We start from the raw sequence: 25,287 nt of genomic DNA, 5'->3' as shown, positions 1-25,287 counted from the left end.
GAGCCAGCATAACCAATGAGGATGCACAAATGACCGTTGGCGAAGCAACACCAGATCTCGATTTCGACTGGGACGACAAGAGTTTCCTGGGGCACCCCAAGGGCCTGGGCTACCTCGCCTTCACCGAAGCGTGGGAGCGGTTCAGCTTTTACGGCATGCAGGCATTGCTGGTGCTTTACATGGTCAATTTTCTGCTTTTGCCCGGCAATGTCGAGCAAGTGGCAGGCATAGAGCAATTGCGCGCGATTTATGGCGGACTGGAAGGCCAGGCATTCGCAAGTGCTATCTTCGGCACTTATGCTGCTAGCGTCTATCTGACACCGATCCTGGGCGGTCTGCTGGCCGACAAGGTGCTGGGCAAACGCCGTACGGTACTTCTTGGCGCCATCACCATGGCATTGGGCCATTTTCTGATGGCATTCAATGTCACCTTCTTGTTCGCTCTGCTTTGCCTGATTCTAGGTTCGGGCATGTTCAAAGGTAATATCTCAAGCCAGGTCGGCAGCCTCTACAGGCCCGAAGATCTGCGCCGTGCCGATGCATTCCAGATCTTCTATCTTGGTATCAACGCCGGTGTCATCGCAAGCCCGTTAGTGGTTGGTACGCTGGGAGAGACGATGGGCTGGCACTGGGGCTTTGGTGCTGCGGGTGTGGGCATGCTGGTTGGCTTGGCAATCTATGTCGCCGGGCAGAAATATTTGCCGAAAGAGCATTTTGACGTGCCGGACAAAAAGGCAAAGAAAGCAAGCGACCCGATGAACCGGAAGGATTGGCTCGCCACTATTGCTTTGCTGCTGCTAATCCCTGTTCTGGCAATTGCGATCGTTCCCAACAACCAGATATTCAATGCTTATCTGGTTTGGGGAGACCAGCAATTCGCGCTCTATTGGGGCGAAGAGAAACTGCCTACTACTTGGTTGATCACCTTGGACGCGATCGTTTCCGTCAGCTTCCTGGCCGGTGTCGCCGCATTCTATCGTTGGTGGAAAACAAGATGGAACGAGCCTGACGAACTGTCCAAGATCATCATCGGCTCGCTATTCTCGATCGGGGGGACGGCCTGCCTCTATATGGCTGCGGCTACCACTCCAGCAGGAGAAAAGATCGGGCTATTCTGGCCGGTGATGTTTCATATCGTAAACTCGATCGGCTTTGCCCACATGCTGCCGGTTAGCCTTGCCCTGTTCGCTCGCCTGGCGCCCAGGCAGATCGCCGGCACGGTGATCGGGCTATATTTCCTTTCGTTCTTCGCAGCCAATTCGATTGTGGGTTATGTCGGTGGCTGGTTTGAAACCATGCCGGTAACGCAATTCTGGCTGATCCACATGGGCTTTGCTGCTGGTGCCGGCGCGGTCTTCGTGCTGTTCAAGCTGCTGCTCGCACCGCGCCTGATGCATGAAGCATCTTCGGAGGAAGTAGCACTGGCATGACCCGCTTTATCGATCTTTCGATCCCGATCACCAATGAGGTGATCTCCGATCCCGAGGTTATGCGGCCCAGGATCACCTATATGACCCACCGGGACACATGGCAGCAGATCGCCATGTTCTTTCCCGGGCTGGAGCAGGATGACTTGCCCGACGGCGAAGGCTGGGCGGTCGAATTCCTTGAGCTGAGCACGCATAACGGCACGCATATGGATGCGCCGTGGCATTACCATTCGACGACAGACAGCGGCCAGCACCCTGCCCCCAGCATTGACGAAGCGCCGCTTGATCGATTCTTCCGGCCGGGCGTGAAGCTCGATTTCAGCCACCTGCCGCATGGCCATGTGGTGAGTGCAGCGGAGCTGAACGACGCCTTCGACAAGATAGGTTACGAACTGCAACCGCTCGACATCGTGCTGGTTCAGTCCGGCGCGGTCTATGGAACGGACAATTTTACCGATCAGGGCGTGGGGCTTGGCGCGGAGGCCACGCTGTGGTTGACCGAGCGCGGTGTGGAAGTTGTCGGCACAGATGCCTGGAGTTGGGACGCGCCGTTCAGCCACACCGCGAAGCGCTGGGCCGAGACGCGCGATCCCTCGATCATCTGGGAAGGGCACAAGGCGGGCCGCATTCGCCCCTATTACCAGATCGAGAAGCTGACCAACCTTGCCGCGCTGCCGGATTTCGGCTTTATGTTCAGCTGTTTCCCGGTGAAGATCGAACGCGCAAGCGCGGGGTGGATCCGGGCCGTGGCGATCCTTGAGAGGTAATTGGCCCTCATCGCCTCGACCTTGGCGGGCAGGATTGCCGCGCGCATGGGCGATTGATGCAAGCAGGGCATAGCTTTTTCACCAAGCTCACCCACGGACGCAAACGCCGCGTTAACCATCCAAACCCCGTTAGCACGTGCCTGCCGTGAAGGTGGCATGCAATTGCCGTCAATCTTCCCTAGCGATTTGGTAACCCTCTCTTCAAACCTCATGGTGAGAGGTGCGGGTGCAAAGCGGGACCATGATCAAAAGGTCCCATCTTGCCGCAGGGCTCGGGTCGAGCCTTCTTGCCGGACTTGCTGCCGCGCCGCTGGCCGCCGCCTCTCCGCAATTGGCCGTAACCATGCCGAGCGCGATGCCACTTGCCGCCGTGGGCATCTCTGAGGCCGCCTGCATGCCGCAACTGGTGCCCCAACTGGCGGCCGGCTCGCACCCGCTCGCGGCTTCTTTTACCGGCGCGCGCATGGCCAAAAGCGCCGCAATCCTGGGCGGGCAAATGAGCGCGCTTGAGCGGATGCGGTTGGAACAGGCCGGTCAAGTAATTCCTGCAGCGCTGCCCAAGGCCGCCGCCACCGTGGCGGCCGCGCCTGCACTAACCGCCGGGCAGGCCCGCGCATGCGAATTGCTGGGCGCACGCACCTCGCCTAGCGCCGCCGACACGCTTACAGCCTCCTATGCCGTAACCAGCACCATCACCACCAATGGCAGCCGCTGGCCGACCATTCGCAGCGCGGGCCGCTTCCTCGGCACAGAACGGATCCGCATCGGTCGCACCCGCTTCGATGCCTCGTGGGAGCGGGTAGCCACACAACAGCTTTCCGCCAGCGATGTAGCGTCTACACTGGGCGATGTGCCAAGCGATCGCACCAACCTGATGATGGCGGTCAACCGCTGGGTAAATAACGAAATCACCTATCGCCTTGACAACGCACAATTCGGACGGCGCGACTATTGGGCCGATGCGCGCACCACTTTGCGCAGCCGCATGGGCGATTGCGAGGACTATGCGATCCTCAAGATGCAATTGCTGGGCGCGGCGGGAGTTGCACGCGAGGACATGATGCTCACGTTGGCGCGCGACACATTGCGCCGGGCCGATCACGCGGTTCTTTTAGTGCGGCACGAAGGCGAATGGTTCATGCTTGACATGGCGAGCGACCGGGTTGCCCCTGCCAGTGCAGATTATGGCTATCGCCCGGTAATGAGTTTTGCCGCGGGCGAGCGCTTTATCCACGGCACTACCCTGGGTGGGCCTCCGGGTCCGCGCACCATGCGTGTTGCCTACGCCAACTGACGAGAATTTGCTTGAATCTCGCCAGGGTTTGAGCAGGGCCAAGACCCAACCCTGCATTCGCCTCAGCGTTCGGTCAACGCCTCGTTGAGGCCGCGAGAGATCGGCTTCAACAGATAACTCAGCACGCTCTTGCTGCCGGTAATGACCTCGACGTCACAGATCATGCCGGGCACGATCGGCAGGCGTTGCCCGCCGCGCTCAAGAAACGAACGATCGGTCTCGATCAGCACAGTGTAGTAGGTCTCGCGCTCGACTTCGTCATAGACGCTGTCCGCGCTCACCTGAAGCACTTCACCGCGCAGCCCGCCATAGGTGGCAAAGTCATAGGCGGTGACCTTTACATTGGCCCGGTCGCCCACCGCGATAAACGCGATGTCCTTGGGGTTGATCCGCGCTTCGACCAGCAGCTTGTCGCCCACCGGCACCACCTGCATGATCTCTTCGCCCGCGCCCACAAATCCGCCTACTGTCGTGATCTGGACATTGTTGACGATGCCATCGGCGGGAGAGCGCAGTTCATTGCGGTTGCGGCGTGCCTGTGCCCCGCGGATTGTCTCCTGATTCACCGCAATGCGGGTGTTGATTTCAGACTGTTCGTTGAGAGCCTGCTGGCGGAATTCGCTGCGCGCAGCTGCAAGATCGGCTTGGGCCTGACGGATCGCAGCCTGTGAACGCGCAACAGCCTGACGCGCGGCAGCCAACCGGCCGCGCGTATCAATGAGGTCGCGCTGGGCGGTGATTAATTCTGTACGCGGAACGATACCCTGCGCCGCCAACGGCTCGAGCATGCTAACCTGTTCCTGAGCCAGACGGGCACTGTTTTCCAACGTGGATACAGTTGCTTGGGCTTCGCTGAGGTCGCGCCGGCGCTGCTCCACGGCAGAGGCGAGCGACAATTGCTGGCTGCGTGCAGTCGCCAAACGTACTTCCTGCAGGCGCTGCTCCTCTACGCAAGTACTGCCTTCTTCGCAGCCAAGTTCGGTCCCGGTCGCCTCGCCTTCGAGCCGCGCCGATCGCGCAGTCAGCCGCGCATTTTCGGTCTGCAGCCGACTCAGCTCTGAATCTGCGATATCATCGTCAAGCCTGACCAGCAGCTGGCCCTTCTTCACGCTCTGCCCGGTGCGCACCAGTATCTCTTCTATGACTGAAGCCTCGGCGGGTTGAACCAATTGAGCCTTGGACGATGGGATGACCTTGCCCATGCCGCGCGTCACCTCTTCTGTCTGCGCCACGCTGGCCCAAAGCAACAGGACGAAGAACGTCAGCGCGCACGCCGCAATGAGCTTCCGATTGGCATCCCAATCGGAAACTGTCTCGTACCACTTCTTCACTGTCGCGTTTATTGTCGCGTTCACTGTCGACCCTCATCGAGATCGGCGATGGCAATATTGGCACCGCCGCTGGATTCACCTTGCTTCGCACGGGCCACGCCATAAGAGCCCACAGAATTGACTGGATCGGGAATCGACGGGCGCCAGTTCTTGGTGGTGTCGATCCGGCCGCCTACATCGCTCGGTGCGTGGCGATCGGCAACATGCGGTGCAACCGTAAGGCCTGGCGTATATTCCGGTTCCTCCGGCTCGATAATATTGGCGGCCAACAATCCGCGCAGCCGATCGAAATCGATCGTTGGAACCGCCTCATAACCGTTCCACTTGCGGCTGAAAGCGGACTTATCGCCCGCGCTGCCCGGAAAACGATAGAAAATGTGGGTTCCGATCTGTTCAATCTTCGCGAGCGTGAAGGCCCAGCGCGGCACGACATAATCGGCATGATAATGCGTTGCCGTGCCGACAGAGGGCTCAACCTTTCCGGCCAGCATATCTTTCGCCACGGCCTGAGCCTCGCTCCACTGGCGCGCCAGCGGCTGGCGCAGCAATGCGCCATCACAAGTGAAACTGAATTGGCAAACGCGCTGGTAAGCACCTTCATATACCACGCCGCATACCGAGTTGGGATAGGCCGGGTGCCTCAGGCGGTTGAGCACCACTTGCGCCACTGCACGCTTGCCCTTCACCGGCTCGTTGGCTGCCTCGTAATAGATCGCCTGCGTCAGACAGGTGAGCGCACTGTTAAATTGCGCTGTGCCCTTGGAAATCGAGCTAAATCCGGCCTGCCGGATGAGCGGCAGATCGGCTGTCGGGATCATGGCGTTGCGTTGCTGCGCGCTCTTCCCTTCGATCACGAGTTCGGCCTGTGCGCCCTGGTCAAGATTCTTGAGCCGCGCCACCTCGCTCGAACGCATGGCCATGCCGGCTTCCGCACGGCTGGGCCCCGGATTGCCAATCACAAATGCCAGTGCCACGCCAAGCACGCTCGCAAACCCGCCGCCCAGCGCTATTCGGCCGCGAGTTGCCCCGCCGGTGTCGCGCCAAGCCCTGGCGATGGAGGCCATGCTGCCGCTCACTTGGAACTTTCTCCCTTGCCCGAACTTGTCTGGCCCATTCCGGCCTGATTGGCTGCGCGGGTAAGGATTTCCTGCTTGCTGCCATCAGCCACCACGCGCCCCTTGTCGAGCACGATGATTCGCTCGCAAAGGTCGAACAGAGCGGGTCGGTGGGTCGAAATGAGCAGCGTCTGATTGGGTTCGAGCGATTTCTTCACCCGTTCGACGAATTGACGCTCTGTCTGAGAATCCATCGCGCCAGTCGGCTCATCGAGGAACAACAGTTCACACGGGCTGACAAAGGCGCGGGCCAAGGCCAAAAAGCTGCGTTGCCCGCCTGATAGCCTGCGCCCCTGCTCGCCCACGGCACGGTCATATCCGCTATCATCGCGCGCCAGAAACTCGTCCGCCCCGCTCATGCGCATAGCCTCAAACAAACGCACTTCTTCAACCTCGGGCGCGCCGAGAGCGAGATTGTCCTTGATCGAACCGGTAAACAAGGTGGCGTCCTGTCCCACAAAGCGGAATGCATTGCGCAAGTCCTGCGGGCGGAACTGGCGCGAGTCGATACCATTTACCAAGAAAGCGCCTTCGCTCGGCTGATAAAGGCCGCAAATTAACCTTCCCAGCGTCGACTTTCCCGAAGCGACACGCCCGATCAGGCAAATCCTTTCACCAGGCTTGATGGTGAGGTTGATTCCGTCGAGCGCGGGCACTGGCGCTTCGGGATAGGAAAAGCTCAAATCCTCAAGCTTGAGGGTGGCGTCACGCACCGACGCCGGCAGCGTTGAAGAACCGAACTTGCGTTCGTCGGGAACCTCGAACAACCGCTCGATCGAGCCAAGCGTTTCGCGCGCCTGGCGGAAGCGAGTGAGCAGAAATGCGATTTGTCCTGCCGGGGCGAGCGAGCGCGAAGACAGCATCACGATCGCGATAATCGCGCCCATGGTGATCTTCCCGGCGTCGAACAGGTAATAACCGCCCACAACCAGCGAGATGGATGAGACCTGCTGGAAAGTCTGAGCCAGCCCGACCGCGACCGACTGGATCTTCTTGAGCCGCTGTTGCGACAGGCTGCCGATATCGGCCAGATTGTACCACCGGCCCATCATCGCTCGTTCGCCATTCATCGACTTGAGCGTTTCCATCCCGGCGACCGATTCTACCAGCAAGGTCTGCTGCAGGCCATGATCGGCCTGCGCATCGCGCGCCGCATCGGCCACCTTGCGCTGGAGGAAGAAACCGGCGGTAGCCATCAGTATCATCGCCACAACCGGCACCAGTGCCAGCCAGCCGGCGATATAGGCAATTACGCCCACGAACAGCACCAGGAAGGTAATATCGACCATCAACACAATCGTTGTAGAGGCGAAGAAATCGCGCACCATGGCGTATTCGCTGACCCGCGCCGCCAGCGCGCCCGTATTGCCCTGGCGAGAAGCCAATGGCAGACCAAGCACACGGCCGAAAATCTTCTGCGATAGCTTGATGTCGAGCCGCCGCCCGATTTCGTCAATTACGTTGGTGCGCGCGGCGCGCAGTGCAAACTCCATCGCAAAGGCCAGCAGCACACCGATGCCGAGCACCCATAGTGTCGAGACCGCGCGGTTCGGGATCACCCGATCATAGACATTCATGGTGAAGAGCGGCAGCGCGAACGCCAGTAAATTGATGATCAGCGAAGCCACCAGCACCACGCGGAAAGACTTGCGCTCCTTGCGCAGCTCACCCCAGAACCAGTGATGGCGTGCTTTCTGGTGCCACGGTGCCTCCTGCTCACGCAGCGAATCCGGGTCACCGTAAATGCTCAGAAACTGGCCGGCATATTCGGTCGCCACCTCATCGCGCGGCAACCATTTCGCCTCCCCGGCGTCCGGGGTCCAAAGCAGCAATTCCCCTTCGCGCGCCTGCTCGATCACCGCCGCCGCACCATTGACAGTAGAAATCAGCGCCGGATAGTCAGCATCGCGGGTTGGTAATTTCTTGTAATCATGTCGGTCGAAATCGAGCCCGGCCAGTTCGATCGCTGCCTCAGACTGGTGGAAGGGCAAGCGCCCTGCCCCGTCACGCGCAAGCGAATCGAACATCAGCGGGGAGAAGGCCACACCATAACGGCGGGCCAACTCCCCGATGCAGCGAATCAGCGGGTCATTCGCCTGCAGCGCGTCCAACTTCCTGTTCTGCAGCACGAAAACCTCGCATTTGTTTCAACCAGACTCAGTTGGCGTAACGGCGATAGTCGGTCTCAGCATCCTTCGGAGGACCATAGTCAAACCGCTCACGCTCGTTCTCGCCTGCACCCGCACCCGGAGCCACTTCAAGAGAGGTCAGGAAACGGTTGGTAGCTGCCAGTATTTGATATTGCGCAAAAAGCTGAGAAAAACGTGAAGTTTCCAGCCGAACAATGGTGTTGAAACGCGTGTTCTGCGCGTCCAGCACGTCAAGCAGCGAGCGCCGCCCCACATTGAACTGGCTACGATAGCTCAGCAGCAGGTCATCATTGACTTCAGCCTGGCGTGTCAAAGCCTGACCGATGTTTTTCTGGGCTTCCATCGCGGTCCAGGAATTGGCCGCATCTTCTTCGGCCTGGCGGATCATTTCATGCATGCGATAGCGTGCCTGCGACGCGCGATGCACCATTTCCTGATATTTTGCCTGGGTCAAACCGCCGTTAAAGACGTTCCACCGCAAGTAGACACGTGCCTGCACATCGTTGGTTTCGCCAGAAAAGCCATCAATGTCTTCGCCAACACGGCCACGCACATCGACGCCAATCGTAGGATTGAAATCGCCCTTGGCGTTCATCACAAGCCCATGCGCAGCATCAACATCTGCCTGGGCTTCGCGGACCAGCGGATTGTCTGTGCGAGCCATGCCGATCGCCATATCGCGCGAGGCCGGCAAAGCCGTGCCAAGATCCGGCGGTAGACTGGCCTGGTAAATATTCAGGCCGGTCAGCCGGCGAAGCGAATTCTGCGCTGTTTCGAGTGCCTGCTTCGCCTCTTCTTCCTGAACGATGGCGGACTGATGCCGTTCTTCAGCCTGCTGCAGGTCAGCAACCGAGATCGATTCCTGCTCAACACCTTGTGTCAGATCGCTGACCAGGTTCTCGTGGAACATCCGGTTATCGGCTGCTGCTGCAACAACGCGCTGTTGCAACAGCACGTCGAGATACTGGCGGGCAACCTGAAGCGCGATGAATTCCGAACGCTCGATAACACGCAGCGATGCACCATCAACGCGCGCTGCCTGGCGCAACAATTCGCCGCGGCGGCGGCCGAAATCGATCAGGGTCCAATCGGCCGTCACCTGGCCTTCAACCGGATAAAGCTCGTTATCGGCAATGCCCAGATTGCGGCGAGTGCTGTTTTCCAGCCGGCGAACGCCCGCAGAAACTTCCAGGTCGACGCGCGGATAATACAGTGATTGCGCCTGCTCGCGCTCCATCTGGATCGCTTCAGTATTATACTGCGCCTGCATAATCTCTGGATTAGACAGCATTGCCGTCTCGATCGCTTCCTGCATCGAAACCACATCGCCGGTCGATTGCGCCATGGCCGCCGGTGATGTCGTGGCCAGCAGGACAGCGGCGGCGAAGCTCGTTATAGTTGTTTTCTTCATCTCACCCCTCCCTTAATTGGATGGCACCTGGATTTCGACCCGGCGGTTCTGCAGCTCGCGGACACCGTCTTCAGTCGGAACTCGCGGCTCTTCCTCGCCTTTGTATTCCACCGTCACGGTGGTGCCGGAAACGGCAGGGCGCAGCATGTTGGCAACATTGTTTGCGCGCTCTTGCGAAAGGCGCATGTTGTAGGAATTCGAGCCAGACTTGTCGGCGTGGCCGACCACGGTCAGGTTGTTCCATTTGCAGACCTGATAGAACTCGGCGATGAAATCCACCACCTGCTGCGCTTCGGTTGCGGGCGGAACCGGGTTGTCCCACTCGAAGAAAACCAGCGCCGGATTGTCGCACTGCGGCGGTGGCGGCGGTGGTGGTGGCGGCAGAGGCGGTGGCGGCGGTGCGGGAATTTCCTGCATCAACTCGTATGCATTGAGGCATTTACCGACCGACACCGGATCCTTCGTGCGCGATTTGAGATAGCCCAGTGCGATGCCGCATTGGGCCTTGGCCTCATTCGCCCACACATGGCGCGGATTATCGGCATTGATGATCGCCGGATCCTTGGAGAGCGCCAGCGCCGCGTCAAAACGCATCTGGATCTCGCCGCGAAGGCTACTGACGTCCATGCCCATCAGCCGATCGAAATCGCTGCTTTGGGCCAGCGCGGCCTGGTGCGTAGCAAGTGCCACCACCAGCGACGCACCTGTCGCCATAATTCTGGTCAACCGCATATCATTCCCCCTGGTCAAAGGATTCTAAATCAAGCGTGTATTGTCGCGAGAGCTGCTGCATCTTCGTGCAAGTCAGCCACCATATTGCCGGCGAAGGCAAACGCGCCCGTTTCAATCATCTGGGCCAAGGCACCATCATCAAGATAGCCGCCTTCTTCAGAGATTCCAACGAAATCCGCGTCTTTTCCTGCAAGATGGTCAAGCATGGTGTCGATTGCGTTCTCAGCCATGATATCATCGACGATGGCGGCCAGTTTGGGCGCCTCTTCCGATTGATCCATGCCTGTCGCATCGGCCAGGTTGGCATCTGCAGGTTCCGGTGAAGATTGCAGCGCCAGCAGCGCCTCCATCATCGCCGGGTCGACATCGCTGCCGGTGGCAAAGGCCGCATCAGATACTGCACCTGTGCTGCCATCTTCCATGGTAAAGCTGGCCGTACCGTAAACGGTGACATCGCCATCAGCCTCGATCGTGGGGATGCCATTTGACACCAGCTGGATCGAGCTGATCCCGGCATCGGCGAGGCTGACAAATTCGCCCGCATCGGAAACAGCATCGAGGTCGGCGTCGATCCAAACCCCAAATTTACCATATGCGGCGTCGTTTGCGTCGAGTTTGCCGTCGCCATTGTCGTCATACTTTGCAGCAATGGCTTCAAGGTCCGTCATCCCGTTGCCGCCGAACACGAATTCGGAGGCATCGGTTACGATATTGTCACCGTTCAGATCATAAGCCAGGATCGCGCTGCCCGCGGCAATCCATGCGGTCTGCGTCTTCACACCGTCGCCATTGTAATCATAGGCAAGGCCGCCGCTGAGACTGGTGAACTCGTTGCCGCCGCCATCGAGATCAAGCACGACGGGGGTGACAGGAAGGCTGCTGCCGTCCTGGTCGACCGTGACGGTGATCGTGGCTTGCTCGGTGTCACCATCCTCGTCGGTAACGGTGACATCGAAGTTTTGCACGATGTCCTCGCCGGCATTGAAGCTGCCAATCGAGAAGATGCCGAGGTCGAACGAGCCCGAAACAGCCTCCACAATCACCGCAGTGAAATCGGTCGCGGTTTCGATCGAGTAGCTGTCGCCTTCCTGAAGGCCCGCGAAGGTCACCGTACCGTCGGCATTCTTGGTGACACTCACTCCGAATCCAACCACAGTCGTGCTGCCGTCTGCCAAGCCGGAAATGTCGAGCGAAGTGGTATTGCCGGACTGCCAATCGGTGACAGAAACTGCGGTGATTTCCTCAATCGTATCCCCGTTTAGAAGGCCGTTGGACGGATCGGTATCAGGAACAACATTGTCCCCTGCCGTGCTGTTGACTGCATAGACGGTGATCGAAACCACTTGTGCTTGGTTGCCCTGCACCTGCGGGATGTCCTGTTCGAAGCTCTGCGTCGTGGCACGACCGGTATAGTCGAAGCCCGTCGGTCCGGCCCCGCCCGAGGTGAGGTTCGTAACGAAGTCGATCCGCAGGAATTCGTTGTCAGCCGAATCCATCGACTGGTTGGCAACACCGATCGAGTCAGAGTCGGTATTGATCGTGCTCTGCGCCCCATTGACGGTACCCGAAAGGAGCACATCAACTTCAGTCGCCGGGTCATCCGCCCCGATACCCTTGAAATTGACGTTGCCCGCCGAAGTCGAGGACAGATTGGAGAAGGTCGTCGTCGTCCCGTTCGAAAGATCTTCCAGAATGGTGAAGGTGTAGGTGCCCGTTCCCGATGGATCGAGTTCGATGGTGAAACCCACCGTTCCGTCATTCCAGGCCGTGCCAGTTGTCGCCACCAGATTGCCCGTGTTGGGATCGATGTAGAGCGTCAGTGGATCGTTCCCGACCGAGATCGGACGGCCTTGATCGTCGAGTGCCGGAGTGCCATCGATCGCCGCGTCGAAGCTCATCTGTGCCGGCGTATCCGCGCCGATCGATAGGTTGAGATCGCCGACCACGAAGCTGTCGGTCGGGCCATCCTGGATAATCACACTATCCGGCGTGAAGGCCAGCGGCGCATCGTCACCGAACTGGATCGTCAGCGTGCCATTGGTCGTATCAGCTGGCGTATCGCTGTCGCTCACCGTGTAGGTGAGGTTAAGCGAATCCACCCCGTCCAGCGGCTCGCCGTCATCCCCGCCGTCGTGCAGGAAGTTGGTCAGCAGCGTGACGGTGTAGGCACCGGTGTTTACATCGGTGATCTCGACCGTGAACAGATCGGTGCCATCGCGATCGCCGCCCGTGACCGTCGCGGTCAAGGTGTCGGTGAGTGCATCCCAGCTATAGGTCACCGTTTCCGTTCCGGCAGTGCCGGTCTCGCCGTCCATGCCCGCGAAGCTGAAAGTGGCGGGGCCGTCATTGCCCACACTTCCGGTCAACGTTCCGACGAAAACGATGTCGTTATTGTTGCCGTCGGTATTGGCGTCGAGATCGTCGCCCGCATTGTTCGGATCGTTGCCGCCGGGCAATCCGTCGTCATCAAGGCGCGCGGTGACCGTGCCCGCCGATGGCGTGCTGTCATTCTGAAGGTTGATCGTGACGGTAGCGGTGCTCTCGTCACCGTCGCCATCGGTCAGCGTATAGCTGAAAGTAACCGTACCTTCTTCGCCGTCAGCCGGCGTGTAGGTGAAGGTTCCGTCAGCGTTGAAGACAAGGTTGCCCGTGCCGTCAATGTCGTCGTTATAAACATAGCTCGCCGCGCCATCGGCACCCTCGACATCGGCGCCATTGCCGTTGTCGAGTTTCACATCGCCAACCACGTCCGCATTCTCGCTTACCTGGTTGAACGTGTCATCGTTTGCCGTTGGCACATCGTCAACCACGTCGATCGTGATCGTGCCCTGCACCGTGTTGCCGTTGGCATCCGTGGCCAGGTAGACGATCGTTTCGACACCGGTGAAGGTGTTGGTCGAGTTGTTGCCGGTCGGGCTCAGCACCGGATCGGTCAGCGTGTAGGTGTAGCTGCCGTCGGCATTGAGCTGGAATTCACCATAATTGTCAGTGAAGCTGATCAGCGTGTAGCTGGTTGCGCCAACCACGTTGAGCTGACCCGACACTGTCTCGGTATCAAGCCCTGGCTGGCTGCCTTCCACATTGCCCGCTGCCAGGTCATCGTTGAGCGTGCCGGTCCGGTCATCCTGATTCAGGTCAAGCGCGGCTTCGAACACCGTCTTGGTCTGGTTGTCGGGCTGCCGCGAAACATCGAGAATGGTGATCGTCAGCGTCGCCGTCGAAGTGTCCCCGTCGGCATCGACGATGGTATAGGTGAACACATCGGTTTCGCCCGGAGGCAGGACCGAATCAGGGTTCGACTGGTAAACGTAGTTGCCGTTCTGGTTCAGCGTCAGCGTGCCGTATTCGCCCGCCAGCACGAAATTGCCCAAGCCATCGTCAGCCGTGCTGTCCGAAGTTCCCTGGTTTACGCTGGTGATGCCAATTACAGTCGGAGTGCCAAAGCCATCCGCTCCGCTCACATCGGCTCCGGCCGTGCCGTCAGGGCTGCCGGTGCCAAGCACCACATTGCCGGCCGTGAAGCCACCCTCTGCGGTGCTGTCGGTATCATTGTTGGCAGTGGGAACATCGTCGACGATCGTCACCGTAAATGTGTCGGGCGACTGCGTGCCGTCGCTGTCGGTCACCTCGATGGTGACGCCGGTCAGCAGCGCGGTGTTTTCGCTCTCGTCATCGGCATGGTCGAGCGGCTGCGACAGCGTCACCGTGTAGCTGTAATCGACCGTGCCATCGAGCTGGTCCGTTCCCGCATTGAGCGAAATCCGGATTACTTCGGTCGCGCCGCCATCGACGGTGCCGACCAGATCGCCGTTTCCATCGAGCGCGAAGTCAACAGGCTGCCCATCAGAGCTGAGCTGGCCGTCAAGGCTGTCCGGATTGATGAACGCAACCGCCGCATCCACATCGAGCGGAGTGTCGTTGCCGAAATCGACCGTGAAGTTCACCGTATCGGTGTTGTCCTCGGTCGAGTCGGTCTCGGCCGGGCTCACCTGCAGCGGATTGCTGTCAACATTGGCGCCAGGAAGGCCGTCCTCGTCAACCACGGCATTGCCCGCGTTGAATTCCGGAGCCGAATCCGCGCCTACATTGACGTAAACCGTCGCGGTCGAGGTGTCCCCGTCGCCATCGGTGATCGTGTAGGTGAAGCTGTCAGGCCCCGCATATCCCGCATCGGGAGTGTAGGTGAACGTGCCATCACCGTTATAAACTGCCGTGCCGTTGGTCGCATCGGTTTCCAGCGCTATGTCGCCAAAGGCAACCCCGTCCGCGCCTTCCACGTCATTGGCAAATACATCGATCGGCGTCGGAGTGTCTTCCGCAATCGCGATCGGCGCGCCGGGCGAACCGTCGTTATTGGCGGTAGGTACATCGTCGTCGAAGGTGATCGTCAGTGAACCGTCGACAGCATCGTTGTCATCGCTGTCGATTGCGGTGAAGGTCAGAACCGCGCTCGCATTGTTCTCGGTATCGGTGCCGTCGTCGGTGTGCAGGACGTTGGTCAGCAGCGTCACCGTGTACTGGCCCGAGGTCGGGTTCACTGCAACCGTGAACAGATCGGTGCCAGTGCGGCTGCCGCTGCTGATCGTCGCGGTTAGCGTGTTGGAACCCGCATCCCAGCTGTAGTCGACGCTTTCGGTGCCGACCGTGCCGCTTGTCGCGTCCATGCCCGCAAGCGTGAAACTGCCGGGCCCGTCATTGCCGAAGTCGGCCGTGAAGGTACCGACAAACACGCTCTCGTCGCCCAGGCCAGCACCGCTGTCGCCCACGTCTGCGTCAAGATCGGTCGCTGCATCGGCACCTGAATTAGCGCCGCCAAGCGCGTCGTCATCGACTGCCGCCACTGCATTGTTCGGCGCCGGGGTGGAGTCGTCCTCAAGGTTGATCGTGACCGAGGCGGTGCTCTCGTCACCATCGGCATCGGTCAGCGTATAGCTGAAAGTAACCGTGCCTTCTTCGCCGTCAGCGGGTGTGTAGGTGAAGCTGCCGTCGGAGTTGAAATCGAGCGTGCCGGTACCGTTGTGGTCGTTGTTGTAGGCATAGCTCGCCGGGCTGTCCGCACCCTCTGCATCGTTGTCCGACACATCGCCGGTGACCGCGGTGTTCTCGCCGCCCTGATCGCCCTGATTGTAGGTGTCATCCGCCGCGCTCGGCACGTCATCGTCGAAGGTGATCGTAAGCGTGGCATCCGCCTCGTCGCCCTCGCTGTCGATTGCGGTGAGGGTCAGAACCGCGCTCGCATTGTTCTCGGTATCGGTACCGTCGTCGGTGTGCAGGACGTTGGTCAGCAGCGTCACCGTGTACTGGCCCGAGGTCGGGTTCACTGCAACCGTGAACAGATCGGTCCCGTCGCGGTCGCCGCCGTTGATCGTCGCGGTTAGCGTGTTGGTGCCAGCATCCCAGCTGTAATCGACATTCTCGGTGCCGACCGTGCCGCTTGTCGCGTCCATGCCCGCAAGCGTGAATGTGCCAGGCCCGTCCGCGCCGAAGTCAGCCGTGAAGGTGCCCACGAACACGCTCTCGTCGCCTAGGCCAGCGCCGCTATCGCCCACATCCGTATCAAGATCCGTCGCAGCATCCGCGCCCGAATTGGCGCCTGCCAGGCCGTCGTCATCGACCGCCGCAACCGCATTGTTCGGCGCAGGAACCGAGTCCTCGAGCAGATTGATCGTCACCGTCGCGGTCGAAGGATCACCGTCACCATCGGTCACCGTGTACGTGAATGTCACAGTGCCCTGCTCGCCCACTCCGGGCGTGTAGGTGAAGCTGCCGTCGGAGTTGAAGTCCAGCGTGCCAGTGCCGCTCAGATCGCCATTCTCGGCAAAACTCGCTGCGCCGTCCGCGCCTTCGACATCATTGGTCGAGACATCGCCCACTACGGGCGCATTTTCCGCCTGCTGGTTGAAAGTATCGTCCTGCGCATCTGGCAAATCATCGATCACCGTAATGTCGAGCGTAGTGCTGGCTTCATCGCCATCGCTGTCGGTGACGGTCAGGCTGAAGCTGTCGACCTCGTCCACCAGATCGACATCGGTGATGTTGTCGCCGAGTTCATAGCTGTAGCTGTAATCGGTGCCGTCGAACGACACGGTCAGCGTGCCATAAGCACCCGCCACCGTGCCGCCGCCCGTCACATCAACCCCGTTGATGACCAGCGATGCCACGGTATCGCCGCCGGTGCTGATGTTGATCACGCCGGTGGTGACTTCGCTGTCCGCACCGCTGTTCGAACCTTCGAAGGTTGAAGCGGGCGGCCCGTCGAGGCCGGATTCGTTGACCACATCACCACCCTCGGTGCTGATTTGGGGCGTCGAATCGTCGAGCAGATCGATCGTTACCGTGGCGGCCGAGCTGTCCCCGTCGCCATCGGTGATCGAATAATCGAACGTCACCGTTCCTTCTTCGCCCGCGGCGGGCGTGTAGGTGAAAGTGCCGTCGCCATTGTTGACGAGTTCGCCGGCTCCGGTGAGCGTTCCCTCAACCAGCGCAATGGTATCGAGCGCGACGCCGTCAGCGCCTTCGATATCGTTGGCAAACACATCGACCGTGACGGGAGCGTTCTCCGAATCCTGCGTGGCAGAATCGTCGAATGCTTCAGGCTCGTCATCGAGGATGGCGATCACGAGATCGTCCGAAGCAACATCACCGTCGAGATCGGTCACCACCACTTCGAACGAAACCGAAGTGTCGTCGCCCGAGGTGTTGTCACCCAGCGTGTATTCATAGGTGATCGAGCCGTCGCCGGTCACCGGATCATAAGTGACCGCAGTGATCACCAGCGTGCCGGTCGCATCATCGATGATCACCTGGTCGTCGGCGTCATTGCCGGCAAGATTGTCGAGGTTCACCTCGACGCCGCCGATGGTGATGCTGCCGAGGCCGTCAGGCGAATTGAAGGTGATGGTCGAGCCGGTGCCTTCGCTCGTGTCCGAGTTGTTGTCCGGAATGCCGTCGGCGCCCTCGCCGGTGCCCACAGGCTCGCCGTCGCGCGGCGCCAGGCCGCCCTCGTCCACAATCGTGCCTTCGCCGATGTCGGGAATCTCGATCGTATTCGGAGCGTCAGCGATGTTGATTGTCAGTGTCGCGGTGTCGGTGCTGCCATCCTGATCGATGATCGTATAGGTGAACACGTCGCTGACATCGCCAGGCGTATTGTAATCGCGGGTATAGCTATAGCTGCCATCAGCGTTGAGCGTAAGCACGCCGTATTCGCCCTGAAGCGAATCGCCCGGCTCGGCCGAACCGCCCTCGTTGCTGAAGCCGGTGACGGCTTCAACGCCGCCCTCGCCAGCGGGATAATCGTCGGCGCCCGATTCGTCGTTGTCGAGAACATTTCCCTCGATCGGGCCGAAAGTGCCGCCAGCGACAATGCCGATGTCATCCGCCGCAATCGGCGAATCGTCGACCACGATGATGGTGAGCGATGCACTCGCCTCATCTCCGTCGGTATCGCGCACGGTGGCGACGAAGAACCCGTCCTCGTCGATGCCCAGTGTGTTGTCGGCCAGCGTATAGCTGAAGCCAACCACGCCGGTGTCGAGATTGATGCTGGTGATGGTCAGCGTGCCGAACGGCGAGACGAACTCCTGCCCGATCGTGGTGATTTCAACCCCGTTGATCAGGATCGCCGAAAGCCCGTCAGGGCTCTGGAATACGATCGTGCCGCTGGTGGTTTCCGAAGTGGTTTCATCGCGCGTTCCCGCAGGCTCGTCGCCGCGCACGGGCAGCCCGTCCTCGTCAACCGTGGCGATGGCGTTCTCTACACCGACAGGGTTGTCGGGTGTGATAATGACGATGTCGGGATCTTCGTCCACCAGATCGGGAATGATTTCCTCTTCCGGCTGCGGCTCGAAGGCCAGTTCGGTATAGGGAAGAAGGTTACCAAGATCGAAGGCGTCCTGCAGGAACAGGTCGCCATCGTCGAAACTTCCGCCCGAGCTGGACGGCGGGTTTGGCAGCGCATCGGGGTTGAAGCCTTCATCGTCAGGCGACATCGGCAGGCCGTTGAGGGCAGCCGAAACCGCCATCGGCGAGATCGCAGTGCCATCGATCACGATCTGCGGCGTATTGATCGCGCCATCGGGGATCAGAATGGTCGATCCATCGGCCAGCTTGATCACCAGATCGCGGCCCTGGACGACGAAATCGTCAAGCGTGGTTCCAGCCGGAAGGGTCACAACGCCATTGGCATCGGCAACCATAATTCGGCTTCCGGCAGAGATGTTTGCGGGCGATTCCTGATACTCGTTCGAGCCGTTCAGCAGAGCATCGTTGAAGCTCTCCTCACGTTCGAAACCACCGCGCTTGCCACCGTCAAAATCAACCATTGTAAGACCCCTCTTAGGTGAACCGGACCATCCGGTTCAGCTGGCAAGATCGAAAATTGGGATGTGCAGCCGCAATTGCTGTTTCCAATCACCCCGGAACCCGGAGAATTCGATCTTGCGGCCCGTTGCTTTGCCCCCTCTTTATTCCGAACGACTCGGAAACGGGGGCCTTTTATTAGCTAACAGAAAGACAGTGAATCGATTTGGTTGCAAGGCTGGTAACCATATTCCGCATTGTTTGCGGCCCTCGCAACCTACTGAAAAACCATATTGCGGGCACCGGGGCTTGCGCCCGTCCCAATCTGGCACATGCGCTTGGTAAAAGCTGAATAGCCCGGGCTGAAATGCGCCTGCCCCTCCGGCGATTTCGGGCCGGAACCGGGGCGCCAGGCGCCGCCTTATATATATAGGCCGGGATAGGGGCTGCGCCGGATGCACACCCCCGATGCGTTTCAGCTGTGCCCCGAATGTGCGCCATATATATCGCACGCCGCAGAGCAATCGCGGTGGCAGTGTGATTGGCCCGCCCTGCCCGTGTCCTGCCCGTGTTATGGGCGTGCCGACAACTACTTGCGAATCTCTATAGCTTTGAGAATCAACACGATTGGTGCGAATTGGGGCGACAAGGCGAAATGATTCGAATACAATGTGCGTCAATCAAGCCACGTGTTAACCGAGTTTGTTAGCGGACTGGTGGCTTAAGTATTTGTTTTTCGGAGATAGTTCAAAGCAAACTCTATAATGTTGACCCTGGCGGGTTAACCTATGAAGATTTAAAACAGTTCCGAGGGGAACCAAGCGCGAAGATCCGGCGCGAAGCCGGGAAAACATAAACGGGTCGCGCCGGTTCCAACGCATTACCCCCCTCGGGGCAGGTTCATCCGGAAATAGAAGCCGGAAACCTTGAACTGGACAGCACCACAAATCCTCTCCGGATGCGGTGCCATTTATGGGGTAATTGACATGACTTTCATCAAAACTTTCCTTCGTGACGAATCCGGCGCCTCGGCGGCCGAATATGCTCTGATCCTGGCCATTGTCGGCGCGGCAATCGTGCTTGGCGCCGTCAACCTTGGCACTGCGATCGGCGACGAAATGAACGAAACCGCTGACTGCATCGCTTCGACCGATCCGACGAACGAATGCTAATAATCAGCTTAGCTGAGATCGCAATTTTCGCGTAAGATTTCCCGCGGTTCTTGATGGGCCGCGGGAAATTCATCCGGTTTCTGGCAGCAGTGGGGGTTAATATGAGGGGCCGAAATCTTCTTATTATCGGGCTGGCCGTATTACTCGGCCTGGTCGCGGTATATCTGGCAAATTCGTATTTCTCCGGCGTTGACCAACGCCAGGCGCGCGAGGCGGAGGAAAACCGCATGGCGCGCATCGTCGTTGCCACGCAGGACTTCCAGTTCGGCACGCAATTGACCACCACCAATTTGCGGCTGGCCAATTGGCCTGCCAATTCGGTGCCGCAAGGCGCCTTTGTTACCGTGGATGAAGCGACCCGCGGCGGCCGAGTGGCGCTGCACCCGATCACCATCGGCGAACCTGTTCTTGCCAGCAAGGTCAGCGGCGAAGGTGGCCGCGCCACGCTGTCAGCGATCCTGCCCGAAGAATTGCGGGCGGTTACGATCCCGGTCAACCAGGTTACTGGCGTGGCTGGTTTCGTGCGCGCGGGCGACGTTGTGGATGTGCTGTTGACGCGGCAGATCCCGGGCGATGGGGCATCCCCTTCTGACCAGATGACCCATGTGGTGCTGGAAAACGTGCAGGTGCTGGCGATCGATCAGATTGCAAGCGAAAGCGAAACCGAACCCAAAGTGGGCCAGACCGCAACCGTGCAAACCGATATCATCGGCGCGCAGAAACTTACACTGGCGCGCCAAGTTGGCGCGCTCAGCCTGGCTCTGCGCAATGTCGAGAATCAGGATGTTGGCGGCACGCGGGTGGTTACCACCTCTGATCTGGGCGGTGCGGGGCTTTATATCGCGGCCCGTGAAACCAGCCCGGCTCCGGCGGTGCTGCCGGCCTCGTCTGGCGGCAGGGCACCCGTGGTGCTCCGCCCGCGCGGCCCGACAATGTTGATCGTCCGCGGGGTTGAGCCGACTACGTATGATGTCAAGCGCAAAGGGGGGAATTGAAACCATGCGTACGAACCTCAAGACGCGCATAAAGCTGATCGGTGCTGCCGCGCTGATAGGGCTGTCAGGCGGGGCCATTTCCGGCACGATTCAGCCCCTTGCCGCGCAGGACGGCCAGCAGTCCATCCATGCCGGCTCGATCGAAGTGCCGGTGAACAAGAGCCAGGTGATTACCGCTGACCGGCCGATCGCCCGCGCGATGATCGGCAATGACGCGATCGCTGACATTTTCCCGATCTCCGATCGTTCGGTCTATGTGCTGGGCAAGGAACTTGGGACCACCAGCCTCACTCTGTATGACCGCTCGAACAATGTGCTCGCGGTGATGGATGTGGCGGTTGGCCCGGACGTGATCGGCCTACGCGAACAAGTTTTACAGCTGATGCCTGACGAGCGGATCGAGGCGCGCATTTCCAACCAGTCAATCGTGCTTTCGGGCACGGTCAGCAGTGCTGGCGCGGCAGACCGCGCGGTGCAGCTGGCCCGCGCCTATGCCGGCAACAATGTTGTCAATCTGATGGCGCTGGGCGGCAGCCAGCAGGTGATGCTGGAAGTACGCTTTGCCGAGGTCAACCGCAGCGTGGGCAAGGATCTGGGCGTTCGATCGCTGTTCAGCTCAAGCGGCGGTCGCTTCAACGGCGCGATCGGATCGGGTGCCAGCCTGACTCCTGATGAGAACGGCGTTGGCGTGCTGGGCGTATCGGCGGTGACGCAATCCTTTGGCGTGCTGACACGCAGCTTTGGCGATGTGCTGGGCCTCGATATCGATGTCGCGCTCGACACGCTTGAAGCAAAAGGCATGTCGAAAACATTGGCCGAACCGACTCTGATCGCTCTTTCTGGTGAGCGCGCCTCGTTCCTGGCTGGCGGCGAATTCCCGATACCGGTAACTCAGGGTAGCGGGGGACAGAACAACGGGGGCGGGACCGCAATCACGGTTGAGTTCAAGCCCTTCGGCGTTAGCCTGGGCTTCACCCCTACCGTGCTTTCCGACAACACCATCAACCTGTTGGTCGAACCCGAAGTAAGCTCGATCGACCCCAGCGCTTCGATCACTGTCGGCGGACTCACCATTCCCGGCCTTTCGACCCGCCGCGCCAGCACCGTGCTGGAACTGCGCGATGGCGAAAGCTTTGCGATTGCCGGGTTGATCCAGCAGGACTTCGAAACCACGGTTGACCAGGTTCCGCTGCTCGGCTCGTTGCCGATCATCGGCTCACTGTTCCGTTCGTCGAGCTTCCGCAAGGGCGAAACAGAGTTGCTGATCGTGGTCACACCGCGATTGGTGCAGCCCATCCGGCCAGATCAGGTTCGCCTGCCAACAGACCGCGTGGCCGATCCGGTTCAGGCCGACGTACTGCTCAACGGCACCATGTACCGGCCCAAGGAACTTGAGCCCAATGTTGACGGTGAAGGCGCACCAACAGGCGAGGAGAGCGATTATGAACTTTAAGAAGCACACGATTGCGCTCCTCGCAGCGGCGACCGCGCTTGGCGGCTGCACCAGCGTGGCCGACAAGGAATTGTTTGGTTATCAGGATCCCGGCTTTGGCGAGGCCAATCGCGCCACCTATGCCGCGATGGTGGTCAACCCTGATCCGCAATATGACACGCCGATCCCGCCCACCAGCGCGGAGCACGCGGCCAAGGCGATCGAGCGTTATCGCAACGATGCGGTCAAGCGACCGGAACGGATAGATACCACTGAAGGCACGAGCAGCGGCAGCTAGGCAAGCAAGGACATGTCACGCGATGAAAAGGGATCAGCTTAAACGATTCGTCGGAAACGCCGATGGTGCGGTGGCAGCAATCTATGCCATCGCGCTGATCCCGCTGGTCGCCATTATCGGGCTTGCCTATGACTATACTCGCCTGGTGGGTATGGATACAGAACTTCAGAATGCGGCTGATCAGGCCGCACTGGCTGGCGCTTCACAGCTGGATCGGACCAGCGGATCGATGGAGCGCGCGATTGCCGCGATCCAGGGCGGGCTGGTTTCCAACACTACGCTGTTCTCCAATGATGGCACCGGCACCGACATAGATGTGCCCGATGCCGATATTGTATTCTACGCCAGCCGTGCAGACGCAGAGGCCGGCACAAATAGCTTCACCGATGTAACCCGTTTTGCAGAGGCCGGTTTCGTACAGGTTACTGTCGAAGAACGCGCTGCAGAATACGCCTTTACACCGGTGGTAGGCGCCATTGCGGGCGACCTCATTGCCTCCGCAGTGGCTGGGATGGGTTCCTCTTTGTGCCGCATTCCGCCGCTGATGATCTGCAACCCTGACGAAACCGATCGCGGTTCGACTGGCAATCCGAATTCGACCTTCGATATCGCAACGCGGCGCGGCACAGGCGTGCGCGTGGTCGCCGGGCCGACCGGTTCGGGGCCAAGCTACTGGGAACCGGGCAATTTCGGCTTTCTTGACCTCGGAGCCGGTGCAAGCGCGGTTGCCGAAGGGCTCGGCTGGCTGACCTCGCTCGACGATTGCATCACGATCGAGGGCAATGAAACCATCGCGCCTGATACCGAGCCCGGCCTGAAAGCGGGCGCGATCGATTCGATCAACACTCGCTTTGACATCTATCAGAACAACTCGACCTGTCCGTCCGGCGGACAATGCCCCTCGGCCTTCAATGCGCGCAAGGATCTGATCCGCGCGGCCGAGGATACCCCCGCCTCCAGCACCAATGCCTGCTCGATCAATAGCAAGGGCTGGAAGGAATCCGCGGCCACAAAGTACCTGCCATCGAGTGTTGCACCGCTTCCCTCCACCACCACGCCATATTCCATGGGCCACCCGCGCGATATCTGCCATGCGGTGAGCGCCGGCGGCACCTGCACCGGCGGCCGCTTTGGCGACGGTATCTGGGACCGCGATGCCTATTTCCGCAGCCACTACGTTCGTACCTCTACCGGTCGCAATGGTGAAGCAATCGGCACGAGCTGGACTCAGGTAGATTGGGAATACAATCTTACTCATGGCACCGATGCGCTAACCACCAGCACACCCACCCGCTACGAAGTTTATGAGTGGGAAGTGAAGCGCGAAGGCGACCTGGTCGACGGGGTGGTTATCCTTGATCCCCATCCAGTTGGGGCCACCGGCGCCACCGAGCTGAAACAGGCCACACCCATCTGCAGCCAGCACAATGGCTATGCCGGTGACATGAAAACGCCTGACCGCCGCGTGATGACGGTGGCGATCGTCAACTGCACCGCAGAGGGCGTGCGCGGCAAGACCAGCGATGTACAGATCGCCGACTGGATCGACGTGTTCCTGGTTCAGCCCTCGGCCGATCGCGATCGCACCAGCAAGGCCGATATCTATTTCGAAGTAATCCGCAAAACGGATGTGTCGCGCACTGGGGCCCCTAGCGGCCCGCTGGTCCGCCGCGATGTCCCGTATCTGGTGCGATGACGATGCTGGCGCGTTTCCTCTCTTGCACGCGCGGCGCAGCAGCGGCGGAAATGGCACTGATCCTGCCAATTTCTGTGCTGCTGCTGTTCACCTCTGTCGAAGGCGCGCATTATCTGTATCAGCAACACCAGGTGGTGAAGGCGGTGCGCGACGGGGCGCGCTATGCTGCGCGGCACAGCTTTGATGACATCAACTGCCGAAGCGGCCCCAGCATCGACACAACGCTTGAAACCAATATCAAGAATGTGACCCGCACCGGCAAGATTACGGGCGGTTCGTCGCGTATAGGAAGCTGGTTAGACGCCGATGTGACTGTCGATGTTTTGTGCCCAGGGGACCCGGGATATCCTGATGTTGCCGAAGCTCGTGAAGGCATTTTCGATGCCAGCGAACCTGCGCCGCGCGTGCTTGTTTCTGCGAGGGTGGACTATGACTCACTGTTCAATGGCCTGGGCGTGCTGACCGACAGCGCTTCGCTTAACGCTGCACAGCAAGCGGTGGTGATGGGCATATGACGATGCGCAACCTCCTCCTGCGCCTGATACGCGACGAGCGCGGCATGGCCGCCGAGTTCGCGCTGGTTCTTCCGTTGCTGATCTTGTTCGTGCTCGGCACCATCGAGGCGGGGGTCTATGCCTGGCGGCTAAACCAGGGTGAAAAGGCCACCCAATGGGGCGCTCGTTTTGCCGCTGTGACCAATCCGGTGGCGGAAGAAATCACCGATGACAGCTACATCGGCCGTACCATCAACAGCACCTTCATCGGACAGGGAGATCGCATCCCGATCGCCGATTTCGTGATCACCTGCACTTCGGCGGGAACCACTTGCAGCTGCACCGGTTCAGACTGCGTGCGATCGACCTACACTAAGGACACGACCGTCACTGGTCCATTCAATAAATTAACAGAACGGATGCAGCTGGTCTATCCAGAGATCGCCCCCGAGAATGTGCAGATCGAATATGCAGGTTCAGGGCTTGGCTTTGCCGGTGACCCCAACGGGCCAGACATGGCTCCGCTTATAACCGTGAGGCTGACCGGGATGAGCTATACACCGACCAGCCTGAACATTTTCGGCGGCACCGTGAACCTGCCGGATTTCGCCTATTCAATTACCGCTGAAGATTCCAGCGGTACGGCATCGAATTGAGACAGATGATGGG

Annotated in this window: 16 protein-coding genes; 10 read left to right on the top strand and 6 right to left on the bottom strand. The window is 59.8% G+C overall.

The genetic code is table 11. From position 1 onward, the window contains the following. The first annotated feature begins 29 nt into the window (after nucleotides 1–29). From ACX2DJ_RS08155 to ACX2DJ_RS08145, 3 genes are all read left to right on the top strand, one after another. Complete coding sequence (locus ACX2DJ_RS08155) at nucleotides 30–1,430, top strand: peptide MFS transporter (protein WP_462571981.1); 1,401 nt, start codon at nucleotides 30–32, stop codon at nucleotides 1,428–1,430. Further along, complete coding sequence (locus ACX2DJ_RS08150) at nucleotides 1,427–2,197, top strand: cyclase family protein (protein WP_462571980.1); 771 nt, start codon at nucleotides 1,427–1,429, stop codon at nucleotides 2,195–2,197. Before ACX2DJ_RS08155 ends, ACX2DJ_RS08150 begins: the two co-directional genes overlap by 4 nt. Before the next feature lie 241 nt (nucleotides 2,198–2,438). Further along, a complete protein-coding gene (locus ACX2DJ_RS08145; protein ID WP_462571979.1) occupies nucleotides 2,439–3,491 on the top strand; it encodes a transglutaminase-like cysteine peptidase in 1,053 nt (350 codons plus the stop codon). Nucleotides 3,492–3,553: 62 nt separating this feature from the next. Here ACX2DJ_RS08145 and ACX2DJ_RS08140 read toward each other — a convergent pair whose 3' ends face one another. From ACX2DJ_RS08140 to ACX2DJ_RS08115, 6 genes are all read right to left on the bottom strand, one after another. Then, nucleotides 3,554–4,846 (bottom strand): HlyD family type I secretion periplasmic adaptor subunit, encoded by a 1,293-nt coding sequence (locus tag ACX2DJ_RS08140; protein WP_462571978.1) that lies wholly within the window; start codon nucleotides 4,844–4,846, stop codon nucleotides 3,554–3,556. Further along, a complete protein-coding gene (locus ACX2DJ_RS08135; RefSeq protein WP_462571977.1) occupies nucleotides 4,843–5,898 on the bottom strand; it encodes a cell wall hydrolase in 1,056 nt (351 codons plus the stop codon). Before ACX2DJ_RS08135 ends, ACX2DJ_RS08140 begins: the two co-directional genes overlap by 4 nt. After that, on the bottom strand, nucleotides 5,895–8,066 hold the full coding sequence (locus tag ACX2DJ_RS08130; RefSeq protein WP_462571976.1) for a type I secretion system permease/ATPase: 2,172 nt from the start codon (nucleotides 8,064–8,066) through the stop codon (nucleotides 5,895–5,897). The genes ACX2DJ_RS08135 and ACX2DJ_RS08130 overlap by 4 nt, the downstream gene beginning before the upstream one ends. 28 nt (nucleotides 8,067–8,094) lie before the next feature. Then, entirely contained in the window at nucleotides 8,095–9,402 is a 1,308-nt protein-coding gene (locus ACX2DJ_RS08125) for a TolC family protein (RefSeq protein WP_462571975.1), read from the bottom strand. Between the two features lie 108 nt (nucleotides 9,403–9,510). Next, entirely contained in the window at nucleotides 9,511–10,212 is a 702-nt protein-coding gene (locus ACX2DJ_RS08120; RefSeq protein WP_462571974.1) for an OmpA family protein, read from the bottom strand. A gap of 47 nt (nucleotides 10,213–10,259) precedes the next feature. Continuing rightward, complete coding sequence (locus ACX2DJ_RS08115) at nucleotides 10,260–18,554, bottom strand: cadherin-like domain-containing protein (RefSeq protein WP_462571973.1); 8,295 nt, start codon at nucleotides 18,552–18,554, stop codon at nucleotides 10,260–10,262. Between the two features lie 963 nt (nucleotides 18,555–19,517). Here ACX2DJ_RS08115 and ACX2DJ_RS08110 point away from each other — a divergent pair. Genes ACX2DJ_RS08110 through ACX2DJ_RS08080 form a run of 7 tightly spaced genes read left to right on the top strand, consistent with a single transcriptional unit; the run spans nucleotide 19,518 to nucleotide 25,274 of the window. Further along, nucleotides 19,518–19,703 (top strand): Flp family type IVb pilin, encoded by a 186-nt coding sequence (locus ACX2DJ_RS08110; protein WP_462571972.1) that lies wholly within the window; start codon nucleotides 19,518–19,520, stop codon nucleotides 19,701–19,703. A gap of 53 nt (nucleotides 19,704–19,756) precedes the next feature. Then, nucleotides 19,757–20,698 (top strand): Flp pilus assembly protein CpaB, encoded by a 942-nt coding sequence (gene cpaB, locus ACX2DJ_RS08105; protein WP_462571970.1) that lies wholly within the window; start codon nucleotides 19,757–19,759, stop codon nucleotides 20,696–20,698. A gap of 4 nt (nucleotides 20,699–20,702) precedes the next feature. Beyond that, entirely contained in the window at nucleotides 20,703–22,151 is a 1,449-nt protein-coding gene (locus ACX2DJ_RS08100; protein ID WP_462571969.1) for a type II and III secretion system protein family protein, read from the top strand. Beyond that, nucleotides 22,141–22,428, top strand: a complete 288-nt coding sequence (locus tag ACX2DJ_RS08095) for a hypothetical protein (RefSeq protein WP_462571967.1) — start codon at nucleotides 22,141–22,143, stop codon at nucleotides 22,426–22,428. The genes ACX2DJ_RS08100 and ACX2DJ_RS08095 overlap by 11 nt, the downstream gene beginning before the upstream one ends. A gap of 22 nt (nucleotides 22,429–22,450) precedes the next feature. Next, nucleotides 22,451–24,124 carry a TadE/TadG family type IV pilus assembly protein gene (locus ACX2DJ_RS08090; protein WP_462571966.1) on the top strand — a complete coding sequence of 558 codons (1,674 nt, stop codon included), beginning with the start codon at nucleotides 22,451–22,453 and terminating at the stop codon, nucleotides 24,122–24,124. Continuing rightward, the gene (locus ACX2DJ_RS08085) at nucleotides 24,121–24,639 is read left to right on the top strand and encodes a TadE/TadG family type IV pilus assembly protein (RefSeq protein WP_462571965.1); all 519 of its coding nucleotides are present in this window, start codon (nucleotides 24,121–24,123) and stop codon (nucleotides 24,637–24,639) included. Before ACX2DJ_RS08090 ends, ACX2DJ_RS08085 begins: the two co-directional genes overlap by 4 nt. A 2-nt stretch (nucleotides 24,640–24,641) precedes the next feature. Continuing rightward, a complete protein-coding gene (locus tag ACX2DJ_RS08080) occupies nucleotides 24,642–25,274 on the top strand; it encodes a TadE/TadG family type IV pilus assembly protein (protein WP_462571964.1) in 633 nt (210 codons plus the stop codon). Nucleotides 25,275–25,287: the final 13 nt, after the last annotated feature.

Source organism: Altererythrobacter chaiwopuensis, from assembly GCF_054957755.1.
The sequence above is the reverse complement of the archived record's forward strand: the minus strand, read 5'-3'. Positions and strand labels throughout refer to the sequence as shown.